15 protein-coding genes are annotated in these 17513 nt (G+C 40.9%); 5 read left to right on the top strand and 10 right to left on the bottom strand.

What is annotated here, in order from left to right; translation table 11 throughout:
• Window positions 1-65: 65 nt before the first annotated feature.
• The gene (locus ACFSKL_RS03755) at window positions 66-4121 is read left to right on the top strand and encodes a two-component regulator propeller domain-containing protein (protein ID WP_376883611.1); all 4056 of its coding nucleotides are present in this window, start codon (window positions 66-68) and stop codon (window positions 4119-4121) included.
• A gap of 71 nt (window positions 4122-4192) precedes the next feature.
• Here ACFSKL_RS03755 and ACFSKL_RS03750 read toward each other — a convergent pair whose 3' ends face one another.
• Window positions 4193-4756: a hypothetical protein gene (locus tag ACFSKL_RS03750; RefSeq protein ID WP_376883609.1), complete on the bottom strand. Its 564-nt coding sequence runs from the start codon at window positions 4754-4756 to the stop codon at window positions 4193-4195.
• A 187-nt stretch (window positions 4757-4943) separates the two neighbouring features.
• On the opposite strand from ACFSKL_RS03750, the gene ACFSKL_RS03745 reads away from it, so the two are divergent.
• Window positions 4944-5309: an iron chaperone gene (locus tag ACFSKL_RS03745; protein ID WP_376883607.1), complete on the top strand. Its 366-nt coding sequence runs from the start codon at window positions 4944-4946 to the stop codon at window positions 5307-5309.
• Complete coding sequence (locus ACFSKL_RS03740) at window positions 5310-7910, top strand: glycoside hydrolase family 3 C-terminal domain-containing protein (RefSeq protein WP_376883606.1); 2601 nt, start codon at window positions 5310-5312, stop codon at window positions 7908-7910.
• Between the two features lie 343 nt (window positions 7911-8253).
• Here the strand turns inward: ACFSKL_RS03740 and ACFSKL_RS03735 are convergent, their stop codons facing one another.
• The 6 genes from ACFSKL_RS03735 to ACFSKL_RS03710 form a co-directional block, all read right to left on the bottom strand.
• Complete coding sequence (locus ACFSKL_RS03735; RefSeq protein ID WP_376883604.1) at window positions 8254-8970, bottom strand: head GIN domain-containing protein; 717 nt, start codon at window positions 8968-8970, stop codon at window positions 8254-8256.
• Window positions 8971-9064: 94 nt separating this feature from the next.
• The gene (locus ACFSKL_RS03730) at window positions 9065-9757 is read right to left on the bottom strand and encodes an alpha/beta fold hydrolase (protein ID WP_376883602.1); all 693 of its coding nucleotides are present in this window, start codon (window positions 9755-9757) and stop codon (window positions 9065-9067) included.
• Between the two features lie 47 nt (window positions 9758-9804).
• On the bottom strand, window positions 9805-10203 hold the full coding sequence (locus tag ACFSKL_RS03725; RefSeq protein WP_376883600.1) for an SRPBCC family protein: 399 nt from the start codon (window positions 10201-10203) through the stop codon (window positions 9805-9807).
• A gap of 201 nt (window positions 10204-10404) precedes the next feature.
• Window positions 10405-10842, bottom strand: coding sequence for a VOC family protein (locus tag ACFSKL_RS03720; protein ID WP_376883598.1), 438 nt, complete (start codon window positions 10840-10842; stop codon window positions 10405-10407).
• 12 nt (window positions 10843-10854) lie between these two features.
• On the bottom strand, window positions 10855-11721 hold the full coding sequence (locus tag ACFSKL_RS03715; RefSeq protein ID WP_376883596.1) for an SRPBCC family protein: 867 nt from the start codon (window positions 11719-11721) through the stop codon (window positions 10855-10857).
• Between the two features lie 153 nt (window positions 11722-11874).
• On the bottom strand, window positions 11875-12849 hold the full coding sequence (locus tag ACFSKL_RS03710) for a GlxA family transcriptional regulator (protein ID WP_376883594.1): 975 nt from the start codon (window positions 12847-12849) through the stop codon (window positions 11875-11877).
• Between the two features lie 122 nt (window positions 12850-12971).
• Between ACFSKL_RS03710 and ACFSKL_RS03705 the strand changes: the two genes are divergently transcribed.
• Both ACFSKL_RS03705 and ACFSKL_RS03700 read left to right on the top strand, forming a co-directional pair.
• Entirely contained in the window at window positions 12972-13202 is a 231-nt protein-coding gene (locus tag ACFSKL_RS03705; RefSeq protein ID WP_376883592.1) for a hypothetical protein, read from the top strand.
• 33 nt (window positions 13203-13235) lie between these two features.
• Window positions 13236-14660 (top strand): MATE family efflux transporter, encoded by a 1425-nt coding sequence (locus tag ACFSKL_RS03700; RefSeq protein WP_376883591.1) that lies wholly within the window; start codon window positions 13236-13238, stop codon window positions 14658-14660.
• Between the two features lies 1 nt (window position 14661).
• On the opposite strand, the gene ACFSKL_RS03695 is transcribed toward ACFSKL_RS03700, so the two are convergent.
• From ACFSKL_RS03695 to ACFSKL_RS03685, 3 genes are all read right to left on the bottom strand, one after another.
• Window positions 14662-14781, bottom strand: coding sequence for a FeoB-associated Cys-rich membrane protein (locus ACFSKL_RS03695; protein WP_376883589.1), 120 nt, complete (start codon window positions 14779-14781; stop codon window positions 14662-14664).
• Between the two features lies 1 nt (window position 14782).
• Window positions 14783-16906: a ferrous iron transport protein B gene (feoB, locus tag ACFSKL_RS03690; protein WP_376883588.1), complete on the bottom strand. Its 2124-nt coding sequence runs from the start codon at window positions 16904-16906 to the stop codon at window positions 14783-14785.
• A gap of 76 nt (window positions 16907-16982) precedes the next feature.
• Window positions 16983-17207, bottom strand: coding sequence for a FeoA family protein (locus ACFSKL_RS03685; RefSeq protein ID WP_376883586.1), 225 nt, complete (start codon window positions 17205-17207; stop codon window positions 16983-16985).
• Window positions 17208-17513: the final 306 nt, after the last annotated feature.

The raw sequence follows: 17513 nt of genomic DNA, 5'->3' as shown, positions 1-17513 counted from the left end.
CAAATATTCCAAAATATTGTACCTGCGATAATTTCTCTCCAATGATTCCCAAATATATCCTCTGTTTGATTTTCCTATTGTGTGGTTACATTTCTTCAACTGCCCAGAGTGTCCCCGATAAACAAATAGGATCACAGGAACAACTCACTTTTTATTTGCTGGATATGGAAGCTGGACTTGCCCACAATGTGGTCAACAGTATCGAACAAGATGGTTTGGGGTATATTTGGATAGCCACCAATGAAGGGATCAGCAGATACAATGGAAACCAATTTTTGAATTACAAACAGAACGTACAAAATCCCGAGCATGCCTTGGTCAATAATTTCATCCAGCAAATTTCACTGAAGAAGGATGGTAAGTTGATGATGGCCACAGATGGTGGGCTCAACATTTACAATCTGGAAAAAGAGAAATTTGATCTTTTTCAGCAAAAAGATGGTTTGCTGACCAACAGTATCAGCTCTGTCTTTGAATGCCCTGATGGAAAAATCATCTTGGGTGCATACAAATATGGACTACAGATTTTGGACGGAAAAGGAAATGTAGACTATACCATGACGCATGATGCCAAAGATAATAACAGCCTCTCCTCCAACCTGATTTCTACCATTGGCATGCAGGGGGATTCTATCGCATGGATTGGCACTTATGATGCAGGATTGAATAGGTTGAATCTCAAAAACAAATCAAACCAGCGGTTTTTACAGTCAAAACCCAATTCCACACCAACCCAAATCAATGCCCTATACACCGATAGAATCGGCAATCTATGGGTAGGTACCAATTCAGGCATAAGGGTATTCACTATCAAAGGCGATACACTTTCCATCCATGAGGCAGACCACCCAGACAATGGACTTTCTGATTCAGATGTGTTGAGTTTTGAAGAAGATCGAAGTGGAAATATATGGATTGGTACGAGAAATGGCGGATTGAACATACTGGCAATGCAGGATTTTCTGGAAAGAAAAAACACAAAAATCAATTGGTACCTAAGCAAGTCTGACGGATCCAGCGTATTCAACCGTACGGTATCAGCTTTGAAAATGGATAAGGATGGGAATATGTGGATAGGAACAAGTACCGGAGTGAATTTCGTAAACCCACATGGTGAGCCTATCAAATTACTCTTAAGAAATCCCAATTCCCAGCAAACCTTATCCCACAACAGGATTGGGGCAGTTGCCAGAGGTTCAAAAAACAGAATTTGGATTGGGACAGATGGTGGTGGACTGGATGAATATGACCCTATCAACAGAAAATTCAGAAGTTTCCAGCATGACCCTTCCAAAAAGGAAAGTCTTAGCAGTAACTATATCATCTCCCTCAAAGAAGATAGCAAAGAAAGACTATGGATAGGCACTTATCAAGCAGGATTAAATCGTCTGGACCTTTCTACCGGTAATTTCTACCGCTATCTGCAGGGAAGTTCCCAAGATGGATCTGATGTAAGGGTCATCGCAGAAGATAATAAACAGCAAATCTGGGTAGGCACCAACCAGGGGGGGCTATACCGATATGACGAAAAAAGTGATACATTCCAATACATATCATCATTGGGAAAAATCGATATCAGGGGGATTGCTTTTGATGCAAGACAAAGGATTTGGTTGGCTACATTTGGTTCTGGGATCATTTGCTATGAACCAAAGACAGACAGCTACAAAGACTACCATACTTCTGAATATGGAAAACTTCCCGACAACATCTATTTCTCCATTGCGGTCCTTCCAAACCAAGAAATTTTGGTGGGAAGCAGATATGGTGGACTTGTGAGGCTAAACCCTAAAAGTGAATCTATAAGATTGTTTACAGAAGCAGATGGACTCAGCAACAACACCATCAGCAGCATGCAAGTAGACCAAAAAGGATTGGTTTGGCTGGGCACATACAATGGCATCAGCCATTACAACCCACATACAAACCATATCGACCACCTCAATACTTACGACAATTTACAAAAAAGTGAATTCAACATTGGTGCTGTTGCATTGACTGGTGATGGCAATATTTATTTTGGGGGAAATAAGGGAGTCAATATCATAAACCCCGACAAGATTGATCATCGAGCTCATGATTACAGCCTTATTTTTGAAAACTTCAAACTCTTCAACAACCGGGTAGCGGTAGGTGAGGAATTTCTTGATTCTGCTGTTTCAATCAAAAATTCATTGACTCTAGACCATAAACAGTCCCTGATATCATTCGATTTCTCCCTACTCAAATTTCCTTTTGCCCAAAACGTGACCTATTCCTACAAACTTGAAGGTTTTCACAAGCATTGGGTTCAAGTCCAAGGTACTGGAACAGCCAATCTAAGCAATATTCCTCCTGGCACTTATATCCTACTTACCAGGGCCAAAATCGGGAATGAATATGAAGTGGAACGCCAAATCCACCTGACGGTCACTCCTCCCTTTTGGAAAACAATGCCTGCCTATCTCCTTTATCTAGTATTCATACTTGCCCTTGTCATTGGGGTAATGAGATACTACACTGAGCGGGTAAAACTCAAGAACTCCCTTCTTCTTGAAAAACAACAACGCTCTCTTGAACATGATATCAATGAAGAGCGGATACGGTTTTTCACAAGTTTCTCACACGAATTGAAGACCCCTCTTACCCTGATCTTGGCTCCGATCGAAGATCTCATCAACCAAGTCAAATCCAAAACACACCTCAACAAACTTACGCTTGTCCAAAAAAATGCAGCATATCTCCATCAGTTGATAGGGAATTTGTTAGAATTCAGAAAAGCGGAAACTGGTTTGAGTCAATTGACGGTTGGGGAATACAATCTTTCACTCTATTTGGAGCAATGGGTCCAAAATTACCTACCACTTGCCAAAAAACGGCATATCCAACTAAGCTGCTCGCTTTCCGAAAGAAACATGCTTGCCCGGTTTGATTTCGAAAAGTTGCAAATCATCATCAACAACCTCCTATCCAATGCCCTCAAACATGCTGTAGACAATGACAAAATCCAGGTGAGTCTGTATTCTGATGAGCAAAGTTTCTATATCTCCGTCTCAGACAATGGTCTTGGCATCGCTGTTGAGGACAAAAAAAGGATATTTGAGTGGTTCTATCAATCAGGAACCAAACTCAAAAAAGGAGGGACAGGGATTGGTTTGGCCCTGGCCAAAAGCCTGACAGAACTCCACCACGGCGCTATCCAAGTCGTCAGCGAACAAGGGAAAGGAACCACATTTATCGTAGAAATACCGAGAGATCTTCCTGTCACTTCTCCAGAGCGCTGGTCCTCAGACCAACAACAAGTACCTTTACTTGCAGATGCCCCCCTACTTTCACTCTACGAATCCCCGTATCAGGAGATACTGATGAATGGGGAAGAAGAAAGACCTATCATTTTGTTGATAGATGACAATACGGACATTCTCAATTATCTGGACAGTCTTTTGAGAAAAAAATATGACCTGATCCATGCGCAAGATGGAGAAGATGGGATACAGAAAGCACTCAAGCATGTACCCGACTTGATAATCTCGGATATCATGATGCCATTGAGAGATGGTATTGAACTCTGTGCTACCCTCAAAAAAAATGATATCACTTCACATATACCCATTATTCTGCTTTCCGCTAAAGGGAATGTAGAGAGTATGCAAACAGGATTTGTGGAAGGTGCAGACGATTATATCACCAAGCCATTCAATAGCTTGTTGCTCCAAACAAGAGTCCATAACCTAATCGAAAGCAGGCAGAATTTAAGAAAACATTTTTCTGGTCAAAACATTAACCCAGAACCACTTGATGCCAAGCAAAATGATCTTCTTCTAGTGGAAAAGAAATTCCTTGCGAAGCTGGATGGTATCATTCTCTCCCAAATCGGCAAAGAAGAAGCACAGGTAGATGCAATCGTCATGGAAATGGGGATGAGTAGGACTTCACTGTTCAGAAAAATAAAAGCAATCACTGGATACAATATCAATGCCTATATCCGGATGACCAAACTAAAAAAAGCTGCCCATCTTATCGTCAACCAGAAAATCCCCATTTCCCAAGCTGCATTTGAGTCTGGGTTCAATGATGTGAAATACTTCAGAAAGGTGTTTAAAGAACAATTTGGTGTACTTCCTTCGGCTTATAAAGGATAAACTATCAATCGAATCAAACAAAAATAGGGGCTACATGAGCCCCTATATCCGTAAAACCTACAACCAAAAATCTATTTTTTAATTTCATTCAAGATTTCTTTGGCGCCGTCCACGCTGGAATTAAGAGCTGTTTTTACCGATTCCACCGATTCACCTCCAATATCCTTGGCTGCCTCCAGTGCAGCTATAATGGCATCCTTGGCTGCCCCTACAGTATCACCGCCTATTTGCTTGACGCCATTGACAGCACCTTTCACTGCCTCAACAGCCACTTCCGCCACATCTTCACCCAAATCTTTGGCAGATTCAATAGCCTGTCTTACGCTGCCTTGGACTGCGTCCTTATGGCTTACCCCAGAGTCTGTAGCCCCCTGGATAGTCCCGTTTACAATGCCACGTGCTGATTTGACTACTGATACCCCAATATCTGCTACACCTTCAAATGCTCCAGCAACAATCGATGCAGGTACCTGCAGACCCTTTACTACCAACTCTCCTGTCCCCTTCAATGTGGTCACAGTAATATTTTTCACAGAATTTGCCAATACACTTCCTGTATCAGCTGTTCCTTTCAAGGTAGCTTTCACCCCACCTTTGATCCCATTTACTACATTAGAAATAATTGGTACACCCATAGTATTATGATTTTAGTGATTAATAATATCTTAATTTAACAACATAAAATCATAAAATAAAATTTTTAAATGATTAATTAGTCTTTAATTGATAGTTCAAATAAATATTCCACACTGTTTTTGTATTCCCTTATATTGTTTTGGAGGAAAAAGAATAGATTTTCCTATTTTTAAAATAAAAATCAAAATGAACGAAATCGACAAATACATTGGACAGTTTCCAAAAGATGTTCAGGAAAAGCTAAAGCAAATAAGGAGTTTAGTGTTAAATAATGCTCCTGGTTCCGAGGAGTTGATTGCTTATGGGATGCCCAGCTATAAGGTAAATAAGAAACCTTTGGTTTACTTTGCCGCTTTCAAAAACCATATAGGATTTTACGCCACTCCTTCGGGACACAGTGAGTTCCAAGAAGAACTTTCCAAATACAAACAGGGGAAAGGTTCAGTACAATTCCCACTTGATCAAGACATTCCCTTTGAACTGATAGAAAGAATGGTCAAATTTAGGGTTTCGGAAAACAAAAATTTGATAAAAAACAAACCCAGAAAATAAATGCCTTCATTCATAAGATTGTTCATTGTCTCTATATCCTTTTTGGTAACCATATCCTGTAAAACAACTCCACAATACGAATTCCCATACCAAGACCCGGAATTGTCTACAGCACAAAGAGTAGATGATTTGGTCTCTAGACTGAGTTTGGAGCAGAAAGTCAGTCAGATGGTCAATGAATCTGTTGCAATTGATGAATTTGGAATCCCAGCATACAATTGGTGGAATGAAGGTCTTCATGGAATGGCAAGAGCCGGAATCGCAACCGTATTTCCACAGGCAATAGGTATGGCAGCTACTTGGGATACCGACCTCATTTTTGATGTTGCCACAGCTATTTCAGATGAAACCAGGGCAAAGCACCATGACTTTGTAAGAAAGGATAAGCGCTTTCTTTATCAAGGATTGACGCTTTGGTCACCAAACATCAACATTTTCAGAGATCCCCGCTGGGGAAGAGGACAAGAGACCTATGGAGAAGACCCTTACTTAAGTGGCACCCTTGCCATTCCATTTATTAAAGGCCTGCAAGGTGATGACCCTGAATATTTCAAAACAATCGCAACCATCAAACATTTTGCAGTCCATAGCGGACCAGAGCCTGAAAGGCATCAATTTGATGCCAAAGTGAGTATCAAAGACATTCGCGAGACCTATCTTCCACAATTCAAAATGGCAATTGAGCAAGCCCACCCCTACTCTGCCATGTGCGCTTACAATAGGCTCAATGGAGAAGCCTGCTGTGGAAGTGAATGGCTCTTGCAAACAACCTTGAAAGATGAATTGGGTTTTGATGGATTCATAGTATCAGACTGTTTTGCGGTTACCGATATATGGGAATTCCATAAAATCACCAACACCGAAGCCGAGGCAGCTGCATTGGCAGTAAAATCAGGTACTGATCTTAGCTGTGGAAATGAATACCTCTCTTTGGTAGAAGCAGTGGACAAAGGATTTATTACAGAAGAAGAAATCGACATATCTGTCAAGCGGCTATTTAATGCCAGGTTCAAATTGGGAATGTTCGATCCAATTGAGAAAGTGAAGTATGCACAAATACCATACACTGTAGTGGATCAGGATTCCCATAAAAATCTCGCCCTACAAACGGCTAGGAAATCTATGGTATTGTTAAAGAACGACAACCATACATTGCCCCTAAAAAAAGACCTCAGAAAAATAGCTGTAATAGGACCAAACTCCGACCAATGGCTGATGTTGCTGGGGAACTACAATGGAGTACCTTCCGAAGCTGTCACACCTTTGCAAGGAATACGGCATAAAGTCGGGGAGAATACAGAGATCGTGTTTGCCCAAGGTTCAGAATATGCAGATGGACTTCCAATGTTCTATACTATACCCAAAGAAGCAATCAAAGGAAAAATAAAAGCTGAATATTACGACAACAGTAAGCTGGAGGGAAATGTACTTTTCTCAGAATCAATTGACAATCTGGATATCAATTGGAATGACAAAGCTCCACGGGATGATATGGATGATGATGATTTTGGGGTAAGCTGGTCTGGCGAACTCATAGCAAACAAAACAGGATACCACCAAATTGGCGTCATTACGACATGTAACACACAGTTGTATTTTGAAGATCAATTGGCAGCAAAGACAACTTATCATTTCAGGGATGAATATGGCGATCCTAGATTGGTTCACTCAGATCCTATCTGGTTGGAATCTGGTCAAACCTACCCTTTCAAAGTTGATGCCGGGGAAACCTATGCGGATGCCATGGTGCAACTGGTATGGGCAGAACCCAAGCCCGATCTGGAAAAAGAGGCATTGGAAACTGCCAAGGATGCTGATGTAATCGTGATGTTTATGGGACTTACCCCAAGGATGGAAGGTGAAGAAATGGATATCCAGGTAGATGGTTTCAAGGGTGGTGACCGAACTAAGCTTGGACTACCTGCAACTCAACTTAATCTTATCAAATCCATGCATGCATTCGGAAAACCTATTGTTTTGGTCTTGTTGAATGGCTCTGCACTAGCAGTAAATTGGGAAAACGATCATATTCCTGCTATTCTGGAAGCCTGGTATCCCGGACAAGCAGGTGGTACCGCTATTGCCGATATACTTTTTGGAGACTACAATCCATCAGGTAAACTACCAATTACCTATTACAGATCAGAAGACGACTTGCCTGACTTTACAGATTATAACATGACCAACCAAACTTACCGATTTTTCAAAGGAAAGCCTCTTTATCCGTTCGGACATGGTTTGAGTTACACCACCTTTGACTTCTCGGATCTTAAGCTGAATAGTGAAACAACCATAGGCAAAGAAATCAATGTCAATCTTACAGTTAAGAACACTGGTGAGATGGATGGAGAGGAAGTAGTCCAACTCTATGTCAAGGACAAAAACCGAAAAACTGATTCACCCATTAAAAATCTGGCAGCATACAAAAGAATCCATCTCAAAGCTGGTGAAAGCATAAATCTGGACATGAAAATTGACAAAGAAGCATTTCAGACATTCGATGAAACCTTCAATTATGTCAACCTACCCGGAGAATTCGAAATTTCTGTTGGAAGTTCTTCAGCCAACGACAAGCTTAAAATTGGGATTAGTATTCAGTAAAGTAGTACTGAAAGGGCTGAAATCCAAGAAAAGGGATCATGTGTCATGGAAATTGCTTTTAACAATTTCAAAGTGAGAAACTTCGAGAGTTGTCCAATTTGGTGAATTGGTCTGTGGAGACACAGTCCAATGGTGATTAAGTTCAAACCCTGGAAGTTTTTTTTGGATAAAAGCGATTTCCCTGGATCATGTGTCAATGTCGTATAGATAAGACCTGCCAGGTTTTCTGTTAAATAAGAACAGGTATCTTATTTGGCAAGGAAAGCCATTAAAAGATTTAAACCTGGCAGGTCTGGTTTCTTTACTAAACGACATTGGATCATAAATCTTTAAATCAACACCCTTAATTCCTACTGATATTTCCCAGTCCATTTATATTTTCATGAACTACCTTTGGATCGCCTGTATAACTAATGGAGCCAATGCCATTTATCTCCAATGACAACTCTCCAATGCAATGCACAGAAACTGATCCGATGCCATTACTGACAATTTCCGCATCCTGAACGATAAGTTCAGACGCATCTATATTCCCTATTCCTTCATTGGAAAGGTAAAGCTTATCGGCAACTCCCTTGAGGTTCAAGATACCGACAAAATTAAGCCGACTCGATATTTCCCCTACTTCCAAGTCCATCTCCACATTCCCTACTCCTTCCCCATTGATCTCAAGCTTGTCAAATGCCAACTGACCTTCTGATTGGATCTGGCCAACTCCCTGAAAATCCAAACTCTCAAGATTTGTCACCGTCAAAAATATTTTCACTTCATTTTTCAGAAACTTCCTCTTCTCCTTCGATTCCAGCGTAATCCTCAATTCTTTGCCGATTTGATCCACCTTGACTTTGTCAATCAAATCTTCATTTCCTTCTAACCTAAGTGACACTTCTTCTCCCTGTAGCAATACAAGCTCAAATGTTCCTTTCAGATACAGCTGACTGAACTCTGAAATATCTTTATTGATTTCTGCAACTTCTCCTTTGTATTCGGAAATACGCAAATCGCAAGAAGTCCAAATAAACATCAAAATAAGTGGTATTATTGCAATCGACTTTTTCATGAGTTGATGAGTTTGTGGGTTAAATTTATGTACGAAATGTCCCATATCGTACAAAATTCAGATTTAATGCTTATAGAGGAACCAATCTAGTAAATTATCCTATATTTTTTATTAAATCTGCCAATTCTTTGGTCTTCGTTAGCATAGGCCAGTGTCCACCGTTCAATTCAAGAAATTGGATATGTTTAAAGTTGGAATTGCTTTTATTTGGAATAGAGAGGTTTGCCCCTATATAGATGGTCGGTATTTTATTTAGGTTTCCTGGACGAATAATAGCTTTATCAGTCACTGTTTTACCGGGATGACCAATCATATTATCTGTCAAAAACCCAAGAAGCTCCTCAGTCAAATGTGGCTGAAAAATCAATTCTTCCTTCGTCGGTGGTGGCCAAAAACCATTGTTGGCATTGATGCTTCCAATTTCGTCTTCCACATCCAACCCAGCTGCTTCAAGTAAGGAAACTCCATTTTCCGGCAAAAAAGATTCAACAAATACTAAAACAGAGATCTTCTCAGGTATCATATCTGCTACTATTGTCGTCACAAATCCTGAATAGCTGTGGCCGACTAAAATAATTTCACCCAGATTTTCGCTATGAATAAAATCAATTACATCCTTTACATGATCCATCAAACCCACTGCCTTTGTACCCCCATCACCTTCAAGTCCACCCAAATTCAGAGATTGCACATCGCATCCCATTGTCGTGAGTTCAGTTATCAGCTTTCCCCAAACAATTTTACCCATCCAAGCTCCCGGTACCAATAAGTAAGTCTTGTTTGCCATTGTTTCTTATTCTATTCCAAACATATTTATCCTTAAAAAAGCACAATCTATCCATTCTCGCAATGGTTCTTCAACCTTTGTAAGAACATCGCCCAATTGTAGCTACACCAACGGTAATAATCGGTCAGCTCCCTCCAATCGTAGTGTTTGAGCAATATTTTAGTCTTATTACCCTCTTCCGAAAGTTCGAAAGATACGGAAGTACCAATCCATTCCTGATCGGATTCGATGCATTCCCAAATGACTTTTTTGTTTTCTTCCAATGCAATGATTTTCATCTTTGTGAGCGATTCTTCACCAAAATCAAATTCATTGACAAAACCGATTTCCGGCTTCACTTTCAATTTCTTTGTCCAGATCTTTCCCAGGCCTTCTTCCGTCGTAATCGTTTTGTAGATTTCAGCTGAAGACGCCTTGATATAATTGATTTGCTCTATACTTTCCATTGGTTATATAGTTGGTTGTTTTTGAAATATGCTTGAAAAAAATATTAGACTGGTCCAGGAAGGTCGATAACCCTCCAAAAAATGTCCCTAATTGGTCTTTGGATAAAAGCTGACAGGTTTTAACCTCAAAGCATTTTTGTTGCTTATTGGGTTGTTTTCCCTGTCAGATTCTCTCTATTATCCTATGTGGCTATATATCACCTACTTTCCTGAAGGACAGTGAAACATCCACTGAATACCAAACTTATCGGTACAGCTGCCGTAATAATCTCCCCAAAACATGTCTTGAAGCTCCATGGAAATATTCCCACCTTCTGCCAGTGAGTTGAAATACTTCTGGACTTCTTCTTTGCTGTCCAAATGCAAGCTGATATGTACATTATTGCCAATATTCACATCAAAGCCCATTGTGGAAGGACAATCCGATCCCATCAAGAGGTGACCACCTACGATTGGGAGTGTCATGTTCATGATTAGGTCCTTGTCTTCTTCAGATGCAGGAGGAAATTCTTCGGATGGAGGCATATCACTATACCTGTGGACCCCTTCGATAAATTCAGTGCCGAATACTTCTTTGTAGAAATTAAATGCGGCTTCGGTTTCCCGAGCAAAATTGAGATAAGTGCTTACTGCTGCCATTTTTTTTGGTTTTTATTGTTCACAAATTGATTTCAAAATTTCCAATGCCTTGGGCCAAGCTTCCAGAAAATATCCCTTATACTCCTTATTACAATCACTCAATACCTTGACCGTGGTCAATCCTGCTTTTTCCTCGAATCTGTATTCCTCAATAGCACCTGCCCATGCAGAGACTTCTGGGTCTTCAAGTAGCTCTTCGCCTTTATCATACATCCCCACATGCTCTATACTTACAATTTCACTTGGTATCAGTTTTCTCACCCTTGAAACCATACCGCCTTCATTGCCATTTTCATCCAAGCCCAAGAAAAGGATTTTCTCTCCCTCTTCCCATTTTCCCCTGTAGAATGAACTTGGATGAAATGCAGCTGTCCATTTCGGATATGTTTCTTGGCCAAGCATGGTATCATAAACCTTCTCTACCGGAGCTGATATGTCTATTTGAAATGTCAACCGATCCATGGTATTGAGTTCTTCAGTATACTTTTTGAAATTATCCAAAATAGCCTGCCAGCCATTTTTCTGCATCTCAGAAGAGTTCATTTCTTCCGCCTCAAACTCCTCTGTTACCAATACATGATCTTCTTTTTGTTCAAACTTCACCAAAACACTTCTCCCATCAGCCAAAGTGTACGCCAATGATTCCATCTCTTTGACATCATCGAAAGTCCCCTCAAAATCAAAAGCCATGCTCCCATCTTTTGCAGCCATATGATAGTTGAACTTCCCACCAACCTGTAGGTCCAACTCCGCCTTGGGGCAGTGCCAAGTATCTGAAGCGAAGTTCCAGTTGACAATATGCTGGGATGAAGTCCAAGACCTCCATGCCTGGCTTAGTGAAGCCTTAACGTTGGTGCTGATTGAGATGATCGTTTTCATTTGCCTAGAAAGTTTGTTTATGAATTAGGTTAAAACAAATTTAAGCATCTCCAAAAGAAGACAATATGTGAAAAACGACATAAAAAAGGGAGATTGCGACAATCGTTCCAAGCTTTTAAAAAATCGCTTTTGTAGTTGTGCACTTTGGAAATGTTATTTCTCCATAATGCCATATTTCTCCCTGTAATCTATAGGTGAGATCCCTGAATATTTTTTGAATACGTCCCTGAAGGACTTTGAGTCGGCATAGCCCACATCATACATGACTTCATTGATGGTTTTCCTGGTCTTTTCGAGATCTCTTTTTGCAGCTTCCACCCTCACCCTCTGGATATACTCCACCAGTGTATTGGTTGTCGCATGCTTAAACCTTCTCTCCATTGTCCTCCGGACCATATTGAATTTTAGGCACAAATCATTCACATTGATTTTCTCCTGAAAATTCTGTTCCACAAATTCCTGGATTTCTTTCACTGCTTTGTCCGCATGGTCTTTTTGACCCGAAAAAATGATAAACTCGGACTGGGAGTTCCTACCCATATCTATCTGGAATATCTTGGAACAATAGATTGCTGCCTCCCGATCGATGAATTTTTCTATAATATACAAAATTAGGTTTGCGGAAGAAAAGGCACCTCCCCCGGTATAAATACCTTTTTCATCCGTCATCAGACTGTCATCAGCTAAATTGGTTTCAGGGAACAACTTCCTGAACTGGGGTGCTGCTTGCCAATGGGTCACACAGCTCTTGCCATCCAACAATCCCGTATCTCCCAATATAAAAGCACCCAGGCAAAGGGAAACCAATTCTGCCCCTCCGACATATTGCCTGATAATCCAATCCTTGAATCCCTGATTGGCAATAATCCCCTGCTCTAGATCATACTGCACCGGAGGGATGATGATCAAATCGGTTTTGGAAACTTGACCGATGGTTTTGTCCGGTTTGATGGTATACAAACCATTGTTAAGCTTGACTTCCTGTTCAAGACCTACCAATTCTACCTTGAATGCTTCAGGCTTTCCCTTCATTTTCAGATAGATATTGGCTTCCAGCAATCCATGTCTGGCATTCTCCATGCTCCCAAGATTGACATGGTTCAGAAGTAGTATGGATACATGTTTCATGATTCAAAGTTAGTATCTCAAATTGTCGCAATCAACCGCATCAATTGTCGTATTTACGTATTGAAGTTATGGTTTTATCCTGATAGATTTGTAATTACATTCTAATTTTTAAATTTGGGAAAATGATCGAAGTCTTCTGCACCAATGTTCAATGTCATGAAGTGGCGAACAAAATCCTCGATTTGATTGGAGAAAAACTTCCTGGATACAAAGTGAATTTTGACTTGGAAGATTGTGATAAAATCCTCAGAGTGGAAAGTCCAGACAATTTGGAAACAGCAACGATCATGGATTTGGTGATTTCCTATGGATATTCCATTTGGATTTTGGAGCATAATATCCATCCATGCTAATCTTCTATTCCCCCTTTACCCCCGACCCACATCATGGAAAATAACCTGTCAACAAAAGATAAATCAATTGCAAAAAGAAGCTTTTGGTATCAACTCAAGCAAGCCATCAAAGGCACAGAGGAAGATTATACCCGAATCGATATGAGAAAGGCTATTTTCCTGTTGTCGGTGCCTATGATTTTGGAGCTGGTGATGGAATCCACATTTGCTGTGGTTGACATTTATTTTGTGGGCAAGTTGGGATCCTCCGCTGTGGCGACTGTGGGACTCACGGAAACTTACCTATTCCTATTGTATTCGATAGGCATGGGATTGTCCATGGCAGTGACGGCCATCATCGCAAGGAGGACTGGGGAGAAAGAAAAGGACAAAGCTGCAATCTCAGCGGTACAAGCTATCTTCTTGGCACTTTTTGCGTCAATTCCCTTTACTATTCTGGGGATTTTCTTCTCCAAAGAGATGCTCGCAGTGATGGGGGCGGATGCTTGGGCCATCGAACACGGCTATCGCTACACCCAGTGGATGTTGGGGACCAATGCCGTGATCATGATGCTTTTCGTAATCAATGCCATCTACCGGGGAGCTGGTGATGCGGCCATTGCCATGCGTATTCTTTGGATATCCAATGGTATCAATATCCTGTTGGATCCACTTTTGATCTTCGGTTGGGGCCCTATACCAGCTATGGGGATAGAAGGTGCCGCAGTAGCCACCACCATCGGACGGGGCATTGGTGTGGCTATCCAAGTCTGGCTTCTTTTCAAGGGAGGGAAACATATAAAAATACTCCTAAGACATCTTTCTTGGAATGGGAAAATGATGCTGAACATCTTCCGTACTTCCCTGGGGGGAATCGGGCAGATGATCATTGCCATGAGTGCATGGATATTCATCATGCGTATCCTCGCAGATATCGGAAGTGAGGCAGTTGCCGGAGCTACGATAGCACTCAGGGTAATGCTATTTACCTTGATGCCGGCATGGGGGCTTTCCAATGCTGCTGCTACACTAGTCGGACAAAATCTCGGAGCAGATCAATCCGATAGGGCTGAATCAGCCATTTGGAAAACAGGAACCTATAACATGATTTTTCTGGTGGCAGTTTCGATAGTCTATTTCATCTATGCAGAAAACCTGATGGGTATTTTTACGGCAGATATGGAAGTGATCCTGATAGGTTCGAAATGGCTCAGGATATTATCCTACTCCTTCTTTATCTATGGTTGGTGGATGGTTTCTGTCCAAGCCTTCAACGGCGCTGGGGACACTGTCACCCCGACCAAAATCAATGTGGTATTCTTCTGGATGATCCAGATTCCATTGGCATATACATTGGCAATCACATTTGATTGGGGTTATTCAGGTGTGTTTTGGGCGATTTTCTTTTCTGAGAGTTCTGTAGGGCTGTTTACCCTTTGGCTGTTTACCAAAGGAAAATGGAAAACTGTGAAAGTATAAGTTAGCAACTATTACAGCCACAGCCATTTTTCTTTTCCGGATTCTTCCTGAAAAACAACCTGTACACACCCCATAAAACCACAAGGGCAAATAAACTGAACACAATTATTTCCTGAACCATATCAACTAAGGATTTGATAAGTGATCAATGCAGCCAAATACGCAAACCCCGTCATGACGACTGTTTGGTAAATCGGCCATTTCCAAGATTTGGTCTCCCTTCTTACTACTGCAATGGTACTCATACATTGCATGGCAAATGCATAGAATACCATCAGTGAAATCCCGGTTGGAATGTCGAATACTTTCTCTCCTGTATCTACCCATACCTCATTCGCCATTTTTTCACGGAGTGTCACCTCATCTTCAGATTCCTGGCCAACACTGTAGATCGTAGCCAAGGTGCCGACAAATACTTCCCGTGCTGCAAAAGAGGTAATTAGGGCAATCCCTATTTTCCAATCATAACCAAGTGGCTTGATCGCTGGCTCTATTGATTTGCCCATGATTCCTATGTAGGAATTTTCCAGCATTTTTGATGCATACAAATCTTCAATTTCAGCTGATTCCTCTTCCGAAGTTGCATTTTCAACCATTGAATTTTTCTCTTGCTCCAAGGCGTCCATTCTCGATGGTGGACCATAACTGGCCAAAACCCAAAGCACGATAGACACTGTCAAGATAACTTTCCCAGCTTCCAACACAAATACTTTTGACTTTCCAAACATGGTCAAAAGCACCGCTTTCCATCTTGGAACCCTATAGATAGGCAACTCAGTCAACAAGAAACTCTTTTCTTTCTGTTTCAGGAATAATTTAAGGACAAATGCACCAGCCAAAGTTGCTACAATCCCCAATAGATACATCCCCAGCAATGCCAATGCCTGGTAATCCAAACCATAAAATGATTCTGATGGGATAATCAATCCAATGATGATGATATATACAGGCAACCTGGCAGAACAACTCATCCATGGTGCCACCAAAATGGTTATCAATTTTTCCTTGCTATTACTGATGGTCCTAGCTGCCATCACTGCCGGAATGGCGCAAGCCATGGCTGAAATAAGCGGAACCACACTTTTGCCATGCAATCCAAGTGGCTTCATCACCCTATCCATCAAAAACACCACACGGGAAAGATATCCCGTATCTTCCAGCAACGCCAAGAAACCAAATAAAAGGGCAATCTGAGGGACAAATATCACCACCCCACCAATACCTGGCACCAATCCTTCAGACAGAAAATCAGTAAAAACACCTTCGGGCAAATTGGAAGAAATCAGGGATGACAAAGTCGCAAAAGCTCCATCAATCAAATCCATTGGGGCTTCTGCCCAAGCAAATATCGCCTGAAATACCAAAAGCATAATCCCCAAAAATATCAAGTACCCAAATACTGGGTGCAGTAAAACAGTATCCAGTTTTTTGGAAAAACCATTCCCTTTGCTATTGCCCGTAGCTACAACCTGATTCATCAGGGACTTTATTTTTTGGTTCCGCTTTCTCGTTTCTTCCAGTTGGCAACTGGAAATATTTACTTCTGAAGCTGCAAGCAGTTCCCCAATCCATTGGCGATCTTCATTGCTTAGATTCCTATTGGATGCTGCAAATACCAAAAACTGGAAAGCAAGATAATCCCCTTCCAGAGAGAAGCGTGCCTTTACCTGCTCCAGAACTCCGCTCTGGAGAACTTCATTTATGTTTAGAAAGGGATTGGATTTTTGAAAACGGTTTTCTTGGATCAGGATTCTGATAGCTTCCAATCCGTCAGATTTCCTTGCATCGGTCAAAATCAAGGGGATTCCAAGTTCCTTGAAAAGTTGGTGGCTTTTGATCTGGATGCCATTTTTCTCGGCAAGGTCTTTCATGTTCAAGACAAAAGCCACAGGTATTCCCAAATCCATCACTTGTGTACCGAGCAGCAAGCCTCTTTCAAGATTGCAGGAATCCAAGATCACCAATGCAGCATCCGGCTTCTCATCCTCCATTCCAGTCAGTACCCTATAAGCTACCAACTCATCTTCAGACTTTGGAAAAATACTGTAAGTACCTGGAAGGTCAACCAATTGGATCGATTTTTTGGATCCTTTCAAAAAACCGGTTGATTTATCTACCGTCACTCCCGGATAGTTGCCGATTTTTTGGTTTAAACCTGTGAGCTGATTAAAAATACTTGATTTGCCTACATTGGGATTCCCAATAATTGCAACTGTGGTAATAGATTTGCCTGCTAATGTTTGCATTGTATTAAATAGCTGATCCGTCAACCAACATCAACAAAACGCTGTGTCAGGTTGAAATAATTGTCAAAGGGTAAAACTAGTTTTCTGAAATGACCTGGATCAATTCAGCTTCTGCAGTTCTCATACAAATGAAGTTTTCTCCTATCTGAAAAGCGAATGCCCCAGAAAAAGGAGCTCTTCGAATCAGCTTTATTGTTTTTCCTTCCACTACACCGATCTCCAAAAGATTTACATCAATTTCAGAAGGAATGACTTTTTCTATCAAATAAGTTATATCGCGGGATATTTCAGAGGCTTTCATACTTTTTACTGATTAAGAATACAAATATGCGGCATGAAAAAGACAATTCATCGATTTATTAAGATTAATTTTAAATAAATACATTAATGGTGAAATTCTTATGTCTGTCCAGTCTGAGGTTTCGCCTATAGACAACTAAAGTGCATCCGAGACTTAGTGTTAGTGTGAAAAACTTGGTGATCTTAGTGGTTATAATTTTTACCACAATGATCACAAAGTAAAAACACCAAGTTCACAAAGTAAAAAAACACTATCACCTTGGTAGGTGTCCCCACCGACCAATCCACCCAAATAGAACAACCTTTG

It is taken from the genome of Belliella marina (genome assembly GCF_042682445.1).
GTDB lineage: Bacteria > Bacteroidota > Bacteroidia > Cytophagales > Cyclobacteriaceae > Belliella > Belliella marina.
The sequence above is the reverse complement of the archived record's forward strand: the minus strand, read 5'-3'. Positions and strand labels throughout refer to the sequence as shown.

Coding starts and splice junctions, on each gene's coding strand:
- ACFSKL_RS03750 (WP_376883609.1), bottom strand. CDS start 4,756: ATGGGTGTACCAATTATTTCTAATGTAGTAAATGGGATCAAAGGTGGG.
- ACFSKL_RS03745 (WP_376883607.1), top strand. CDS start 4,944: ATGAACGAAATCGACAAATACATTGGACAGTTTCCAAAAGATGTTCAG.
- ACFSKL_RS03740 (WP_376883606.1), top strand. CDS start 5,310: ATGCCTTCATTCATAAGATTGTTCATTGTCTCTATATCCTTTTTGGTA.
- ACFSKL_RS03735 (WP_376883604.1), bottom strand. CDS start 8,970: ATGAAAAAGTCGATTGCAATAATACCACTTATTTTGATGTTTATTTGG.
- ACFSKL_RS03730 (WP_376883602.1), bottom strand. CDS start 9,757: ATGGCAAACAAGACTTACTTATTGGTACCGGGAGCTTGGATGGGTAAA.
- ACFSKL_RS03725 (WP_376883600.1), bottom strand. CDS start 10,203: ATGGAAAGTATAGAGCAAATCAATTATATCAAGGCGTCTTCAGCTGAA.
- ACFSKL_RS03720 (WP_376883598.1), bottom strand. CDS start 10,842: ATGGCAGCAGTAAGCACTTATCTCAATTTTGCTCGGGAAACCGAAGCC.
- ACFSKL_RS03715 (WP_376883596.1), bottom strand. CDS start 11,721: ATGAAAACGATCATCTCAATCAGCACCAACGTTAAGGCTTCACTAAGC.
- ACFSKL_RS03710 (WP_376883594.1), bottom strand. CDS start 12,849: ATGAAACATGTATCCATACTACTTCTGAACCATGTCAATCTTGGGAGC.
- ACFSKL_RS03705 (WP_376883592.1), top strand. CDS start 12,972: ATGATCGAAGTCTTCTGCACCAATGTTCAATGTCATGAAGTGGCGAAC.
- ACFSKL_RS03700 (WP_376883591.1), top strand. CDS start 13,236: ATGGAAAATAACCTGTCAACAAAAGATAAATCAATTGCAAAAAGAAGC.
- ACFSKL_RS03695 (WP_376883589.1), bottom strand. CDS start 14,781: ATGGTTCAGGAAATAATTGTGTTCAGTTTATTTGCCCTTGTGGTTTTA.
- feoB (WP_376883588.1), bottom strand. CDS start 16,906: ATGCAAACATTAGCAGGCAAATCTATTACCACAGTTGCAATTATTGGG.
- ACFSKL_RS03685 (WP_376883586.1), bottom strand. CDS start 17,207: ATGAAAGCCTCTGAAATATCCCGCGATATAACTTATTTGATAGAAAAA.